Origin of the sequence: Sphingobacterium haloxyli (assembly GCF_002980525.1) — a bacterium.
In the GTDB taxonomy this organism is placed as follows: domain Bacteria; phylum Bacteroidota; class Bacteroidia; order Sphingobacteriales; family Sphingobacteriaceae; genus Sphingobacterium; species Sphingobacterium haloxyli.
Map to the genome: position 1 here is coordinate 58,956 of NZ_PVBQ01000016.1, position 15,494 is coordinate 74,449.

15 protein-coding genes are annotated in these 15,494 nt (G+C 41.1%); 2 read left to right on the top strand and 13 right to left on the bottom strand.

What is annotated here, in order from left to right; translation table 11 throughout:
- Nucleotides 1–139 precede the first annotated feature (139 nt).
- Entirely contained in the window at nucleotides 140–1,144 is a 1,005-nt protein-coding gene (locus C5745_RS16595) for a hypothetical protein (RefSeq protein ID WP_105718136.1), read from the top strand.
- A gap of 8 nt (nucleotides 1,145–1,152) precedes the next feature.
- Here C5745_RS16595 and C5745_RS16600 read toward each other — a convergent pair whose 3' ends face one another.
- The 4 genes from C5745_RS16600 to C5745_RS16615 all read right to left on the bottom strand — a co-directional run bounded on the left by C5745_RS16600 (nucleotide 1,153) and on the right by C5745_RS16615 (nucleotide 5,048).
- The gene (locus tag C5745_RS16600) at nucleotides 1,153–1,944 is read right to left on the bottom strand and encodes a glycosyltransferase (protein ID WP_105718137.1); all 792 of its coding nucleotides are present in this window, start codon (nucleotides 1,942–1,944) and stop codon (nucleotides 1,153–1,155) included.
- Nucleotides 1,945–2,031: 87 nt separating this feature from the next.
- Nucleotides 2,032–3,057, bottom strand: coding sequence for a hypothetical protein (locus C5745_RS16605; protein ID WP_105718138.1), 1,026 nt, complete (start codon nucleotides 3,055–3,057; stop codon nucleotides 2,032–2,034).
- A gap of 34 nt (nucleotides 3,058–3,091) precedes the next feature.
- Nucleotides 3,092–4,183 (bottom strand): glycosyltransferase family 8 protein, encoded by a 1,092-nt coding sequence (locus C5745_RS16610; RefSeq protein ID WP_105718139.1) that lies wholly within the window; start codon nucleotides 4,181–4,183, stop codon nucleotides 3,092–3,094.
- 70 nt (nucleotides 4,184–4,253) lie between these two features.
- Nucleotides 4,254–5,048, bottom strand: a complete 795-nt coding sequence (locus tag C5745_RS16615) for a glycosyltransferase family 2 protein (protein ID WP_207795829.1) — start codon at nucleotides 5,046–5,048, stop codon at nucleotides 4,254–4,256.
- A gap of 45 nt (nucleotides 5,049–5,093) precedes the next feature.
- Between C5745_RS16615 and C5745_RS16620 the strand changes: the two genes are divergently transcribed.
- Nucleotides 5,094–5,876 carry a glycosyltransferase family 32 protein gene (locus C5745_RS16620; protein WP_105718140.1) on the top strand — a complete coding sequence of 261 codons (783 nt, stop codon included), beginning with the start codon at nucleotides 5,094–5,096 and terminating at the stop codon, nucleotides 5,874–5,876.
- On the opposite strand, the gene C5745_RS16625 is transcribed toward C5745_RS16620, so the two are convergent.
- From C5745_RS16625 to nuoH, 9 genes are all read right to left on the bottom strand, one after another.
- A complete protein-coding gene (locus tag C5745_RS16625; protein ID WP_105718141.1) occupies nucleotides 5,793–6,848 on the bottom strand; it encodes a glycosyltransferase family 9 protein in 1,056 nt (351 codons plus the stop codon). The two genes, C5745_RS16620 and C5745_RS16625, sit on opposite strands and share 84 nt — an antisense overlap.
- Nucleotides 6,849–6,853: 5 nt before the next feature.
- Nucleotides 6,854–7,459, bottom strand: coding sequence for a DUF4254 domain-containing protein (locus tag C5745_RS16630; RefSeq protein WP_105718175.1), 606 nt, complete (start codon nucleotides 7,457–7,459; stop codon nucleotides 6,854–6,856).
- A gap of 362 nt (nucleotides 7,460–7,821) precedes the next feature.
- Complete coding sequence (locus tag C5745_RS16635; protein ID WP_105718142.1) at nucleotides 7,822–9,297, bottom strand: NADH-quinone oxidoreductase subunit N; 1,476 nt, start codon at nucleotides 9,295–9,297, stop codon at nucleotides 7,822–7,824.
- Entirely contained in the window at nucleotides 9,294–10,892 is a 1,599-nt protein-coding gene (locus tag C5745_RS16640) for a complex I subunit 4 family protein (RefSeq protein WP_105718143.1), read from the bottom strand. Before C5745_RS16640 ends, C5745_RS16635 begins: the two co-directional genes overlap by 4 nt.
- 2 nt (nucleotides 10,893–10,894) lie before the next feature.
- Entirely contained in the window at nucleotides 10,895–12,928 is a 2,034-nt protein-coding gene (locus C5745_RS16645; RefSeq protein ID WP_105718144.1) for an NADH-quinone oxidoreductase subunit 5 family protein, read from the bottom strand.
- A 2-nt stretch (nucleotides 12,929–12,930) separates the two neighbouring features.
- Nucleotides 12,931–13,236: an NADH-quinone oxidoreductase subunit NuoK gene (gene nuoK, locus C5745_RS16650; RefSeq protein ID WP_105718145.1), complete on the bottom strand. Its 306-nt coding sequence runs from the start codon at nucleotides 13,234–13,236 to the stop codon at nucleotides 12,931–12,933.
- The gene (locus C5745_RS16655; protein ID WP_105718146.1) at nucleotides 13,233–13,775 is read right to left on the bottom strand and encodes an NADH-quinone oxidoreductase subunit J family protein; all 543 of its coding nucleotides are present in this window, start codon (nucleotides 13,773–13,775) and stop codon (nucleotides 13,233–13,235) included. The genes nuoK and C5745_RS16655 overlap by 4 nt, the downstream gene beginning before the upstream one ends.
- The gene (locus tag C5745_RS16660; RefSeq protein ID WP_105718147.1) at nucleotides 13,775–14,311 is read right to left on the bottom strand and encodes a 4Fe-4S binding protein; all 537 of its coding nucleotides are present in this window, start codon (nucleotides 14,309–14,311) and stop codon (nucleotides 13,775–13,777) included. The genes C5745_RS16655 and C5745_RS16660 overlap by 1 nt, the downstream gene beginning before the upstream one ends.
- Before the next feature lie 43 nt (nucleotides 14,312–14,354).
- Nucleotides 14,355–15,428: an NADH-quinone oxidoreductase subunit NuoH gene (nuoH, locus tag C5745_RS16665; protein WP_105718148.1), complete on the bottom strand. Its 1,074-nt coding sequence runs from the start codon at nucleotides 15,426–15,428 to the stop codon at nucleotides 14,355–14,357.
- Nucleotides 15,429–15,494: the final 66 nt, after the last annotated feature.

The following is a 15,494-nucleotide window of genomic DNA, read 5'->3' on the forward strand; positions in this document are numbered from 1 at the left end:
CTAATCTTTTTTTTCAAAATCACCATTATCTCAAATAATATATGATGGGTTTAGGCTGAGCCCTATTGGCTTTACTAATTGCATTAATGAGTTTTTTTATTAAGTTAGCATATTAATAATAAATGATAGAGTTCCTTTGATGAAAAAGAAAATCCTACTTCTCGTTCCTGATGATTATAGATTGTATGTGTTGATAGAGAGGAATTTAAAGCAACTGGGCTTTGAGGTCACCACAATCCTTCATAACTCCGTTAAGTTTAGATATAAAAACATCTCACAACGATTGTCTAACCTATTCCGAAAAGTATTAGACGGCAACACAAATTATAAGAAAAAACTAAAGGAGATTCATACAGCGGAATGTTTGGTTAAAGAAATTGATATGTATGATCAATTTGATTATTGTTTGGTAATGCGGGCCGATTTTTTTCATGAAGATGTATTGCTCAAAGCCAAGGAGAAATCTAATTTCATAGTTTCTTACCATTATGATGGTCTAGGACGAAACCCTTCTATTTATGATCGGATACCGTTATTTGACCGATTCTATGTATTTGATGAGGAAGATTTAATATCGGACGGAAAAGTAAAAACCTGTCTTTCCCATAATTTTTATTTTGACGATGATGGAGGAGAAGGTAGAGATCCAGTCTATGATTTATACTTTCTAGGTTTTTATAATGAAACCAGAGAAGAGCTGTTATTGAGATTTTTTGACTTGGCTAAGCGTTGTTTGGGAAACGTTAAGTTTCAGATTGTGTTTCTGCCCAAAGACGTGGATCGCATGCCTGAGTATGAGCGGCGAGGTATTGAATGTCTGATTGATTTAGTTCCTTTTGAGGAGTATTTACAAAGAGTCGAACAGGCGAAGGTCATTGTAGATTTTGTTATTAGTGACCATAAAGGTCTTTCCTTTCGAATCTTTGAAGGACTAAAATATCAGAAAAAGATTATTACAACGAACGCAAGCGTTGTTAAATACGATTTTTATACGCCTAAAAATTTCTATGTGCTGAATTACGATACGCTTAATGAAACAGAACTTTTAAAATTCGTCAATAATCCTTTTAATCCTATTGACGACTCCGTACGACTGAGATATAGTTTTTCCCATTGGATAAAAGAGGTGCTAAATATAAAATAGATATTTTTCTAGTAGGCTGAGGGGGAATCTAAATTTCCCTCATCATCAAATTTCCAAGAATTGGAAGTTGAGGAGGTTTTCATGTAATGTATTTGCTCGTCCGTTAGATTTTTGGGGTTTAGATACCAGCCTATATGTTTTGACGTGAAATTTCCCCCTAACCGTATTGCTCGATAGAAGTTACGTTGTCTAACTTTAAATTTAGTGGGATAGAAGGGCTTGTACAATGCAAACGTCGTATCGACGTCGGCTAGGAATACATCTTTTTCTAACTCTTTTTCCCAGAATTTTCGTTCCCAGCTAACGACTTTCTCTTTCAAAGGATAATAGTCGGGAATGGTATCTATATCTAAGGCCAGACCTACTTTGACGATTTTCTTATTGTACTTATCCATTTTCTTTATCATCATTTTGATAAAATTGGCAGGTAAATTGGGATTCGGCAGGATATCGGCATCCGTGATAAAATAATACCCCTGTCCATACTTTTTTTGAAGGTCTTCATTCTCAAAAAATACCATGTGTCCGTGATTTTTGTTCATTAGTTCGACACTGACTCTAGGCTGAATTTTTTTGTAATATTCCAATAGGGGTGGGTAATCTGACTTATTGTCGATAATAACAATATTGTCCACTTTTCTTTCTAAAAGGAAGTCTACTAACTTTTTTAAATTGTCAAGCTGATTATAATTAATAATAATGACAGGGATACTGTTGGGGTTTTTCCGCTGTTTTAGTACGGATGAATTAAATCGTATTGTAAACTGATATAGAAGGGAACGAAAAAAACTTTTTGCCATTTTAATATTTTTCTATTGAAAATTATTATCCATCTGGATGATGAATGAACATTTTCCCAAAGTTAAAAAATAAATCATAATAATTTCTTATAACGCTCTTGGAAGCTCTATCGATGTATAAGGAGCCAGATTAAGCATATACGCTATCCAATTGGAGAAGCTGTATTTTTGTTTGACGGTGTCATTTAGAGGTTTGTATGGGGTTGCTATAAATTTTGAAAGTTCTTGTATACTTTGTCCGGTCCAAATTAAAAAGTTCTCTGGATGATAAAAGTCATAGTTGACCACGTCAGCATTGGTTGTAATTACTTTTTTATTATACCCTATTCCTTCAAAAATCCTAAAGGACAATCCGCTATGTACGGGATTTTGTATGTCTATAAGGACGTTCGCTTTAAAAACATCTCGTAGATTTTCTTCATAGGAGAGGACTTCGGAAGTTGGTGTTAAGCTTTTTGATGTCACAAGTTCCATAACCCGATTCCTATCCGAAACAATTTTTATATTCTTATCTACTTTCAATATCTCCAGTTTTGTATTGATGTCACTTAGGATATCAATGCGACCTTCCAAATAACTACCAAGATAATGTGCATAGTTTCGAATGCTGGAAACAGGAGGGATTATATAATCGAAGTAAAAATTGGTGGTCGGAAGTGTGCCCTTTCTTGATAAATCACGAGCATCAAATACAAAAAATCTATCCATTAAAGACATGTACTGCTGTATCTCTGGATATCTACCTAGACCATCCCATTGATAGCCCACAAATTCCTTGCATTTTTTCTTTGCTGACTCTATAAACTCGAAAGGGTAAAGGTCTGGACGGATAACGAGACCGTAATCCATATTTCCTATGGAATTCAGGTCATTAAGTAGTTGCTCTTTGTGTTGCTCGAGAATAAGTTTCCGCTTAAAGCCTCTGTCACCTAAAAAAGTTTTTCTCCAAAAATTATGGAGTCGTTGCCCGGTGTTCTTATATTGAAAGTTTTTGGCATCTAATGGAGTGATCATATGAACTTCAAATCCCAAGAATTTCAAGTTTTTCTCAAAAGCACTTGGGAATACAACTTCATCAGGGGCAATAAAGAGTATACTTTTCTGCCTAAACATTTTTGTCGGTTAAAATAGACTGTTCCCTTACCTCTTAAACCCTCGAAGCACCCATTTCACACTCATAAATTGACGTATCGATCGTGCTTCTGAATCGTGATACAATCCGACGTATCTTCGGGTTGTTCATAACGTTATCCGGAGATTTCTCGTCAAAGAAAGAAAGCACATGTTTCAATTTTTCCTTGCCGACAAATACACCCAAGGACATCCGTTCGCGAACAACATTTTTGTATTTGCGTTTTTTCTTACGGCTTTCATACTTCAGTTGAAACTCCGTTTTAGAGACGATCTGATGAGCAGGGAAATGTTGTCCGATATAACGCTCATATTCGGCGTGGAAGGAGCCAATAAAGCCATGTTCTGTATTCCAAGGCTTCAATTCGCCTACAAAGTGAAAGATTTTCGGCTGAAATTCTGCTAATAAAGGTATAGTTGTGTCGATAAGCTGGTAATTATATAAAAAAGATAAAGATCCAATTTCGTCATATAGCACAGTGTTAATCAATGTCTGATCGTGCCGTAGAAGTTTTTGTCTGTTTTTTCGTGCGTAGGCCATCATCTTCTCCAAGTAGCCTATTTTAAGCAGACGCTTGGTATTAAATAGAATCACGCCGGCGTTCCTGTATTGATGCTTTAAAGCGATATAGCGGTTTAGATACGCATTATGGAAGTTAAAGCCCGACTTACGCTCGATCTCCGATATATCGATAGCCATCATGAGTCCTTTACCTTCTTGATTGCTGTCCAGAATCTGTGAAATACATGGGGCACTTACATAAACATCAGCATCCAGATATAAGATTTGCTCGTATTCGTCTTTAAAAAGAGCCGGTAAAAATATTTTATGGTAAGTTGCCGAAGAAAGCCGACCGACCGGAAGCCCATCGATTACGGAGAAATCAACGGTACAATAGCGGATATTCTCTTGGGTAGATACCGGAATCTTTTCGGTATCGGGCAGACAGATTACAATGTCGAAATCACGCGCTGTCTCTTTTTCCAGAATCTGACTTGCAACGAAAGAGGCATATGGCAGATAGGCGCTGTCCACGCATAGTGCAACAGCTCTTTTGTTTTTTGCCGGTTGTGTACTGTGTTTAAGCGTTGGTAAAAAATTTATCATTTATTAATGTTTAGTCCGTATCTCAGCCCCCGAATATGTTGAAGTGCTAAAGTTGCAAAATATATGCCACCTATTTGTTACGTTGTCGCTGTACTTCTAGCATCTTCGCATACTTCATATAAGAGAAGAACGATTGGATTAACGAAAACGTTACACCATCAATACCATGAAAAATACCTTTTTTTAAAAAATAGGCTTTAAAGAACGCTGTAACGCCATGGAGCACAGGAGAAAGTGCATTCACTTTTTTTCCTTTTTTGATAAATTCTTCTACTTGCCAATCGGTATACTGGTTTTTTTTGGCAATCAACTGGTGGAAACTATCCCATGCATAATGTAATAAGTGCATGTCGGATTTTTTCAGGTTAGTAGCAATAATACGTTGGTGTACCAGATGGGAGGAAGGGCTAGCTGTGTTTCTGTTAAAAAAACGACAAGCATAATCCGGATACCAATCTGCAAAATTTATCTCTTTGTTTTTTAGAAAGTTCCTTCGTTTGAAGCTATAAGCATCATAAGGAAGCTGGAGGTATTCCTTTTTCTCAAAGAACGGATAGCAATCGTGGTCCAGAAACTCGTCGGTATCTACATTTAGTATCCACTCGTTTTTACAGAATTGCAGCCCGAAGGTACGTTGCGGTCCGTCGCCTAGAAAAGACTGGGAAATAACGGTTGCTCCTAGCGATGTGGCGATTTCGACGGTTTTATCCTGGCTATGAGAATCGATAATGATAACCTCATCACAGACCTTCTGTAAACCCTTGATGCATTTTTCAATATGTTTTTCTTCGTTGAAGGTAATAACCAGTCCGCTTACGCCCATATCAATAATTTTTTCTTTTAGGCATTGGTGAATGCTACGCATTTTACCTAAGTTTGGGCAAAGATAAATAAATTAGAAAGCAAAACGATGATTCCTAAAATAATTCATTTTTGTTGGTATGGGGGAGGGGACTATAGTGAAACCATTCAAAAGTGTATTACATCGTGGGAAAGGCATTTGCCTGATTATGATGTTGTTAGATGGGATGAATCCAATACGCCTTTCGACAGCATGCCTTTTCTAAAAGTGTTGTATAAACAGAAGCGATGGGCATTTATCGCGGATTACATGCGTTTATATGCTATTTTTAAGTACGGAGGCATCTATTTCGATACGGATGTAGAAGTAATAAAAACATTTGATCATTTACTCGGAGAAAGAGCCTTTATCGGTTTCCAAACGGAGATAGGGGTGTCGAAGTTTCCTTTTAACACGGCGATTATTGGATCTGAAAAAGGTAGTAGCTTTGTCGAACTTTGCTTACAGGAAACCGAGAAGTTACAACGTATGAAGTATCACCCTATGGCAGCTCCTGTCGTATCAAGTGAAATCCTGATGAAGAGGTATGGGGTAGAAACCTATGAAACCCATCGATTAGAAGATGTGCTTGTACTTACAAAGGATTACTTTTATCCCTTTTCGTGGATGGAGACGTATGATGAAAGTTGTATTACTCCGAATACAATTGCTATCCATTGGTGGGAGGATTCCTGGGGGAACAAAAAGAAGAATATGACTTATTATTGGCGATCGCTGTCCAGAAAAATAGAACGTACACCGTTGATTCTAGCCTCCCGATTGGCCTATACCTTTGGAAATAGGAAGAATTTCTTTTTGTATCTTCTCCACGACCATCCGCGGAGTCACTAACTCGATCGCTTCGACACCTTTACAAATACATGATTTATTTCCATATATGGAACTTGGACGGTTTGGGTGTTCTACTTGGATACAATCGTCTTTCGATTGCCCATAGCCTAAGAAGCCCGCATAAGGGTGTGTCGCTCCCCAGATAGACAGACAACGTGTACCTACTAGTGAAGCCATGTGCATGCCGGAAGAGTCCATGCTGATCATTAAGTCTAAATGACTGATGAGGTCAAGCTCGCGTTTTACGCCCAACTGGCCAATCGTATTGTGTACATGTGGATATTGTTCGTCCCACCTTGTTGACTGTTCTAGTTCTTGTTTTCCGCCACCAAAGATGAAAAATGTATATGCTGAGGCTGGGAATGTTCTGAAAATGACATCCCAATGGTTCACATTCCAGACTTTGTAAGGATGCTGCGCAAAGGGCGCAATACCGATTTTGATCGTTTTTGTTGTCAGTAAAGATGAATAGGTATCGGGTACGGGACGTGCTTCTCTTTGTAGTTGATGGCTTAATTTCAATGAAAACCCGAGCATTCTAAAGACGTCGGCATAACGTTCAACAGTGGGGCGTAGGGGCTTGAAAACTTTATGTCTTTTTCTTATTAGCTCTTTTTTTCGATGGCGTGCTTTATCGAGAATGGCTAGACGATAACCAGCAGTTTTAAAGAACAAGGTGAGAATCCGCGAACGAATGTTGTTATGCAGGTCGGCTACGTAATCAATATCGTACTTTTTCAGCTCGTTAAAAAGCCGCCATAGCCCTTTGGCTCCTTTGTGTTGTTCATCTGGAAATATAGGGTGGAAAGTAAGGTTAGGAATACCTTCAAAAAAGGCGGCAAACTGTGGTCGACTTACCATCACGAGCTGTATCCGCTTATGTTGCGCGCTGAGCTCTCGTAAAACAGAGGCCACCATCGCCACATCCCCCATCGCTGAGAAGCGAATAACCAATACGCGGGCTGTCTCCATCTTTCTTATTGTTTTTTTCCGTAGAGTACCGGATTCAAGGATGGATCGTTATACATCTTCATCTGCTTATAGACTTTCATGTATTTATCTCCAGACGCTATATCGGTAAGTAATTCATCAATGCTTTGTGACAGGTCTTTACGTTGCTCAAGCAATATAGTTAATTTAGACTGACAAGATGCAATATGTGCTTGGCCAACATCGGTTCGTTTGGTTTCCTGCTCCATGTGATATATCTTCAGCGCCAAAATAGACAACCTATCGATAGCCCAAGCAGGGCTTTCGGTATTGATTCGTGCATGTTCTTTCGCATTCACATCATGGAACTGCTGTAAATAGTAACTATCGATATATTCTACCGTATCCGTACGTACTTGATTTTGTTTATCGATACGGCGCTTCCAGCTCAGCCCGTCTTCAGGTGCAATATCCGGATTGCGAACGAAATCTTCCATGTGCCACTGCACAGTGTCAATCCAGCACTTTAGATACAATAGATGTTCTAGCGACTGACTGTCGTATGGGTTCTCCATAGGATGGTCAATATTATCGTAGCGATGATAATCCTCAATGGCGCGTTGAAATATGTTGTTGGCAATTGCACTGATCATGAAGGCAAAGATAATGTTTTCTTCATACTTTTTTTCTCTCAAAAAAAGTATGCAAAAAAAGTCGTCGCTTCAAATCTTTGAGAAGAGGGGTAGTACTAAGGATGAATTTCTACATACCTCAAAAATTTGGATGCGACATTGGAGGTTAAGGAGGGGATTGTGCAATTGCGTAAACAAAACGGTTAATAAACAATTGCGACTGGGCGGATTAAATTGGCCTTATATTGTTTTGCGACCATTTTTCAATAGGCTATTCCGTTAAAAACAGTATAATGTCTGAGCGAAGCGAGTTTTATAATGTTTAGGAATAGACAAAGAAAAATAGCAAAACTATATTCAGCCTTGATTTTTGCTTCTTTTTATCAAGAAAAAGAAGTTGATAAATAGGACATTAACCAATTAGGAAATAGCCCAAATAGAATAACCAATACCGTTAGAATATACGCTATGATAAGCAAAACACTGATTTGTTTTTTGGCTGTTACGGGCTGATCGCTGTCCCGCAAGAAGGCGTACAGCGGAATCTTGAAATAGAAAAACAGCGAGATAACCGACGTTAATGCGCCGACAATAAGCATTAAGAGAACACCTGTATCGCCTGATGATTGAAAGACGGAAAATGTGGAGGTGAACACCATCAGCTTTGCTACAAAACCTACTGTTGGCGGTATGCCGATAAGCGAGACAGCAACCAAGGTAAATGCCGTAAATAATAACGGCATCTTTTTGCCTAGACCTGCGTAGGAAAGGAGGGAAGTAGAGCCTGTTTGTTGCTCAATCTGGTCGATAAAGATAAAACTAGCTAAATTCATGACGACGTATGCTACAATGTAGAATAGCAAGTAGCTGAAAGCATCTTGATAAGCAAATACGGCCATAAGAAGCAAGCCGGTATGTCCGATAGATGAATATGCCATCATCCGTTTAACGTCCTGCTGTCGAAGTGCAGCGAGATTACCGACGAGCATCGTAACGATAGCCACTCCAACGATAAACCAAGTGCTTAGTTCTGAAAAATAGAATGCTGTGGATGACCAGGATTGGTAAAGGCGCGCAAATAAGACAATTGCCCCAACTTTTGGTATAGTGGATAAAAAAGCGGTAATCGCGGTAGGTGCGCCTTGGTAGACATCCGGGCTCCATACATGAAAAGGGACAAAGCTAAGCTTAAATCCGATCCCGACAAATATAAAAAGTAAAGCCAAGGTGATAATAGCTTCGGGCCCATCCATTAGTCCCTGTAGTTGCGCGGCCGACTGGAAGTCCAGATTGCCCGTTAATCCATAGATGAGTGAAAGACCATAGAGCATCACGGCGGCACATACCGACCCAAAAAGAACATACTTCATTGCGGCTTCTGATTGGACTTTATTTTGCGAAAAATAACCCACTAAAATATACGAAGCGATAGATACCATTTCTATACCGATGAAAGCCATTAACCAGTTGCTCGTACAGGTCAATACATGCATGCCTAAGGTAGCGGCCAACAAGATGCTGTATACATCACCATTATTGCCCGGGTGGCGTTGTTGTAGAAAGACGGCGATGACCAGTGTACTGCAAATAATCACCAGGCGGGCATAGGTACTCAGTGGATCGACTAACCACATACCCGAAAATCCGGTTCCCGTATTAGGAAGTTGATCAATGAGGTAGTACATTGAAAATGCCAACGTAACCATACAACCAATAAAAGTGCTATTTTTCCAACGTTTTTCGATAAAAAGAGCCACGAAGATACATACGATAAAACCGATAATCAACGTCAGTTCCGGTTTGAAAAGCGGTACAGAAGCTATAATTTGATCGAGTATGTTGGGGATAGAGATGTTCACGGTCTTATTAAATCAATTAATTGTATTACCGAAGCGTTGAGGTTGCCAAACACAAGGGAGGGCATAATACCGAGCAGCAATGCCAGCGCAACTGTAGGGAACAAGATAACCTGTTCGCGGGTATTCAGATCGGTCAATGCTTCTTGCCAGGCTTGTCCGCCTTGTAGTCGTGTTTGACCGAAAAACATACGCTGTAATGTCCATAAGAAATATGCCGCACTTAATAGAATACCAATAGAGCCACCCACTGCCATCCAACGCGGTACGCCAGTTGACATGCTTTCGGCATTGAACGCGCCTATGATGACGAAAGCTTCGCCAATGAAAGCAGAAAAACCGGGCAGACCTAATGAGGCAAAAAATGCTATAGCCACATAAGCGGTGTATTTAGGCATCAGTAAGGCGAGGCCGCGGAAGTTATAGATATAGCGGTCGTGTACGCGGTCGTATAGCACGCCGACCAGGAAAAACAATGCCGCGCTGAGGAATCCGTGAGAAACCATTTGGAACATGGCGCCTGAGAGTCCTTCCGCAGTGAGCGAGGCGATTCCCAATAGTACAAATCCCATATGGGATACGGAGGAATAGGCAATCATGCGTTTTAGGTCTTTTTGTGCCAAAGCGTTAAGTGCACCGTACAATATCGATATGACCCCGATCAGTGCGAGCCACCAGTTGGTGCTGGCGGCTATATCGGGAAAGATGCTGTAACAGACCCGAATGATACCATATCCACCGACCTTTAGCAATACACCCGCAAGAATGATGGAAACGGGCGTAGGTGCCTCCACGTGTGCGTCTGGTAGCCAGGTGTGCAACGGCACAATCGGTACTTTGATAGCAAACGCAAAAAACAAAATAATAAAGCCGATCAAACGAGCGGGTATACCAAAGACTTCATGGTAGTTGGCTATATACGCAAAGAAAGAACCATCGACATAGTTGGCGGGGTTCATCATGTGCAACATGTTGAACGTATGAGCTCCCGTTGCTGGGTTGATGACCGAGAAATAAAGCCCAACGATCACCAAAAGCATGAGTACTGATCCTAATAAGGTATAAATAAAGAACTTGATGGCGGCATATTCACGCCGCTCTCCGCCCCATATTCCAATGAGGAAATAAAGCGGAAGCAGCATCACCTCATAGAATACATAGAACAAGAAAAAGTCCAATGCAGAAAAAACACCCATCACCGCCATATTCAATATCATCAACAAGGCGAAATAACCTTTGGGGCCTTTATCGATGTTCCATGAAGCGCCAACGCTCATCAGCATTACGAGTGTGCTTAATACGATAAGGGGGAGCGAGATACCATCTATACCGATGAAGTAATCTATTTCTAGTTTTCCAATATTACCTAAGTCCATCCGTATCCATGCTAGCTGCTCGACATACTGGTAAGCATCCACTTGTTGGATACCGCCCAACGTCGCATCGAAATTTCCGTACAGATAAAGCGATATACCGAATTGCACAAGGGTGAAACTTAAAGCAATGTATTTATATGTCGCTTTCGCCGATGACGGTATGGCTAGGATCAGTAACGTAGCAACTAATGGTAAAAATATCAATATGGATAACAAGCCCATTTTTATGTAATTATCAGATAAAGTATTCCCAAAATAACAACCGTCAGCGCGAAGCCCAGATACCCCTGTAACTGCCCATTCTGAACATGCCGGACAAGGTGACCGATATAGTACGCCATCTGGGCAAACGAATTGACCAGTCCGTCGACGATATATTTGTCAAACCAATAAATGGCTGCAGAAAGCCGACGTACAAACCAGGAAAAAAGCTTGGTGGTTCCGTCTACCGCGTAACGATCAAAAATATATAGCATACGGCTAAGTTTTAGTGTTCCTTTTACGAATATACGTTCGTTAAATTCGTTCAAATAACCTTGTTTATTCGCAAAGTGTACCAGCCTGTTGTTCTCGGAAAGGGGATATTTCGCCTTTGCATACCAGTGCCATCCGACAAGCCATGCCAAGATAGCTCCTCCTGTTAAAACGGCGGGGATGAATAAATGCGCTTGTGCAAGCGTAGGATACGCGGTGTCAGCGTCCAATGTCTGCATAATCCAGGAACTATGATAATCCGCTAATGACAATCCGAAAAGTGGGAATAGACTAGCTGCAGCAAGGAAAAACATCGGGATAAGCATTGCGCCAGGCGCTTCGTGGAGTGCAAAGCCTCCTTGAACATGTGAATCGTATTTAAAAGAACCGAAAAATGCCTTGAAAATAAGCCGTCCGATGTAGAAGGCCGTAAGTATGCTGACGATAATCAATACGATTGGAATCAATACGTAAACACCACCAAAATGAATAGCCCACTCGTATGCAGTAATCACGATACTGTCCTTGGAAAGATACCCCGATGTAAATGGGAATCCAGCAAGGGATAAAGAAGCAATGGCCATGCAGAAAAAGGTTTTGGGCATAAAACGTCTCAGACCGCCCAGGTGACGTAAATCTTGCGGATCGATGTTCAGCCTTGCCTTTGTCTTTAAATGGGCCATTTCGTGTATGATAGCACCCGCACTCAAGAAGAGCAAACATTTAAAGAAAGCATGCGTGGTAAGGTGGAACATGGCTGCATCCCAGGAGCCGATGCCGACGCCGACCATCATAAAGCCCAACTGGGAAATGGTCGAAAAGGCCAGCACCTTTTTTATATCATATTGTCCCAAAGCAAAAAGAGCTGCTGTGAGGGCAGTGAGCGTGCCGATAATAACAATAATGAGCAAAACCGTTTCATTAAAAAGTGGAAAAACGGTGCATAGTAAAAATACGCCTGCTGCTACCATCGTTGCGGCATGGATAAGGGATGATACAGAAGTAGGTCCTTCCATCGCATCGGGTAACCACACGTGCAGGGGAAATTGGGCCGATTTAGCCATAGCACCCAAGAAAAATGCTAACCCCGCGAAAGTAACCCATGGGGCGTTCTTATCAATAGATGAGATAAGGCCGATATTAATGTCTTTAAAGAAACCTGTTTGGTTAAACAACGCAGAAAGATCTAGCGTGCCACAATGAGCATAAACGAGGGCTATCCCGATTAGAAAACCAAGATCTCCGATTCTATTAATTATAAACGCTTTTTTATTGGCCTGTGCTGCAGTTTCTCTAGTAAACCAAAAACCTATCAGCAAGTAGGAGGCGAAGCCCACTAGTTCCCAGAAAATATAAAGTTGCAACAGATTGAGGGATACCGTGAGCCCTAACATGGCGAAACAGAATAGGCTTAGGTACATCCAATAACGGTGTATTCCGGTATCACCCTTCATATAGGCGCGCGAGTAAATATGTACAGGTAACGCAATAACACAGACAACCAGTTGCATCAACGCGGTGAGGTTATTTACAAGTATACCTACATGGAGTGTATGATCTCCAATAGTGAACCATTCCCATTTTTGTTGAAGCGATGTGTTATTCCACACAGGTAAGAATACACCGAATAGACTGATGATGGTACTTCCTAAGATAGCTATTAAAGCCATATTGCCTGAAATCGCTTTTTTACCAAGCATGGCCTGCAGAACGAAAGCCAACAAAGGAAACGAGATCACGAGGATGCTGGCAATAATGGGCGATATGGGGACAAATGTGTTCACGCTTAATCTTTCAATTCGTGGATGTCTTGAGGATTGATGGTCTTAAAATGCCGATACACATTTAAGATAATGGCTAACCCCACAGCGACGGACGCGGCTGCAAGAACGATCGCGAACAACGCAAATACTTGACCGCCATAATTTATCTTATCGTATTTTCCGAACGCTACAAAGTTCAGTATAGCAGCGTTAATCATGAGTTCGATACCCACCAAAATCATAATTGTGTTGCGTTTAGCAAGTACTGCATACAAACCGATACAAAAAATGCACGCGCTGACGACTAAAAAATGGGTGAGGCTTATCATGTGTTGTCCCCCTTTCGCGATACGTGCGCAGCCCCGATAAGTGCCAACATTAGGAAAACAGATATAATTTCAAAAGGTAGTACGTACTGGGTCATGAACTTGAAACCCAATGCTTTGATATTGTTATCTGTGGACAGGATGATTGACCCTTTGGCCTCGGATTGTGTAATCCATTGCGGCATGTGGTGCGACCAGCTGATATAACTGTATATCATCACCCCGAGAAAAGCGAAGGCTAGAACTAGTGCCTGCCAACTAGGCAATGAAATAAACCGCTTGGATGCAGATTGCAAATCGGTAAGCAATTCTTTATTGGACAGCATAAAAGCAAATATTAAGAGAATAAGCACTCCACCTACATATACTAAAATCTGGGTTATGGCGATAAAATCTGCTAATGCGAAAAGGTAAAGCCCGGCCATGGCGAAAAGCACGATGAAAAGCAGAAACAGCGCACGGGCGGTATTGCGTATGTTGACTAACAAAAGAGCAGAAACAATGGCCATGCAAGCGAAAGCGTAGAATAATAAGGATTCCATTATTGTTTTTTCTTAGCCGCCTCCTTATCAGCTTGAAAGCGTGTCCACTCTTCTTTTCGTTCCGCTATCTCTTCATCTGTCATATCGGAGAAACCGTAGATCAGATCCGTTAGTTTTGATGTGCTGCGGTCATACTGGTCGGTCATAGTGATACACTCTGTAGGGCATACGACTGTACATAGACCACAGTACATGCATTTTGCCATGTCGATATCAAATTTCTCAGGGTATAGCCGTTTGACGCTACCATCTGACGTTTTCCCGATGACACCTACTGATTTGATCGCCTGGATATCGATACAATCTACCGGACATGCTTTTGCACATAAATCGCAGACAATACAATCTTCAATGTCAACTTGCAATTGATAACGTGCAACTTCGGGAATAGGCATTTTTTCCTTTGGGTACTGTACAGTGGTTACACCTTTTTGTTGGCTGAAGTAGTTTTCGTCACGAATATCGAACGTATTACGGGATTTGCGCGCACCAAAGAGGTGTTTAACCGTTAAAAATAAACCTTTAACGGCAGTCATAAATCCTTGTATGGTTGTTTTTAATACCAAAGCTCTCTTCCGTTTACAACATAACTAATATTCGCCATAATCCTGATATAGCGAGACAAACGAACGCTAGCGGGATTAGAATTTTCCAACATAATGTCATCAGTTGGTCGGCCCGAAAACGAGGTAGTGTCCAACGAATCCACATCTGTATACCGACGATTGTCAGTGATTTTAACAGGGTCCATACAATTCCCCAACCTAACCCCGTTGTCCAGTCGGCAAGACGTAAACTCCCGACGTTGGGTAACGGACTGTTCCATCCGCCTAAGAAAATCACCACGCCCAATATCGCCACTAGGAACATCATCGCGTATTCTGCTAGAAACAGAAAAGCAAATTTAATTCCGCCGTATTCCGTATGGAAGCCACCAATAAGCTCTGATTCTGCTTCTGGAATATCAAAAGGAGCACGATTACATTCCGCAAGCGACGCGATAAAGAAAATGGCATAAACAATCAGGAGATGAGGAGCTTGAAAAATATGCCAGGCGAAAATTCCACCGATATCGGTTACGTTCCAAAATCCCATAAAATAGATTTGCTCGGGTGATGCAATTCCTTGCAGGTAGGCTATGTCATTAAGGTTTAATGTCTGCGTAATCATGACCGCCGCGATAAGTGAAAGTCCTACAGGTAGTTCGTAGGATACCATTTGTGCAATGGCGCGGATAGATCCCAACAGCGAATATTTGTTGTTAGAACCCCAGCCGGCCATCAAAATACCTATAGCATCAATCGCTACAATAGCCATGATGAAAAAGAGCCCTGTGTTGGTGTTCGCCGGGATGAAATCAGGCGCCCACGGGATGACACTAAAGCCGATGAATACGGCGACAAATATCACGATTGGGGCAACTGCAAACAATATCTTATCGGCCGCCGATGGCGTGATAAACTCTTTTTGGAGCAGTTTTAAAATGTCTGCCAACGTTTGCATAAGACCATATTTTCCTGTTTCCATTGGACCTAAACGGTCTTGTACAAAGCCTGCGATTTTACGCTCCGCATATACGGCAAACAGCGTGAACCCCGCAATGAAAGCAAAGATTGCAACAGGCACAATAATATGGACAATGAAATCGGCCAATTTGTCTTTTTAGAATAGTTCTTAATTAGATGCAAACATACGGAAAACGTAGCAAAACGCCATAAT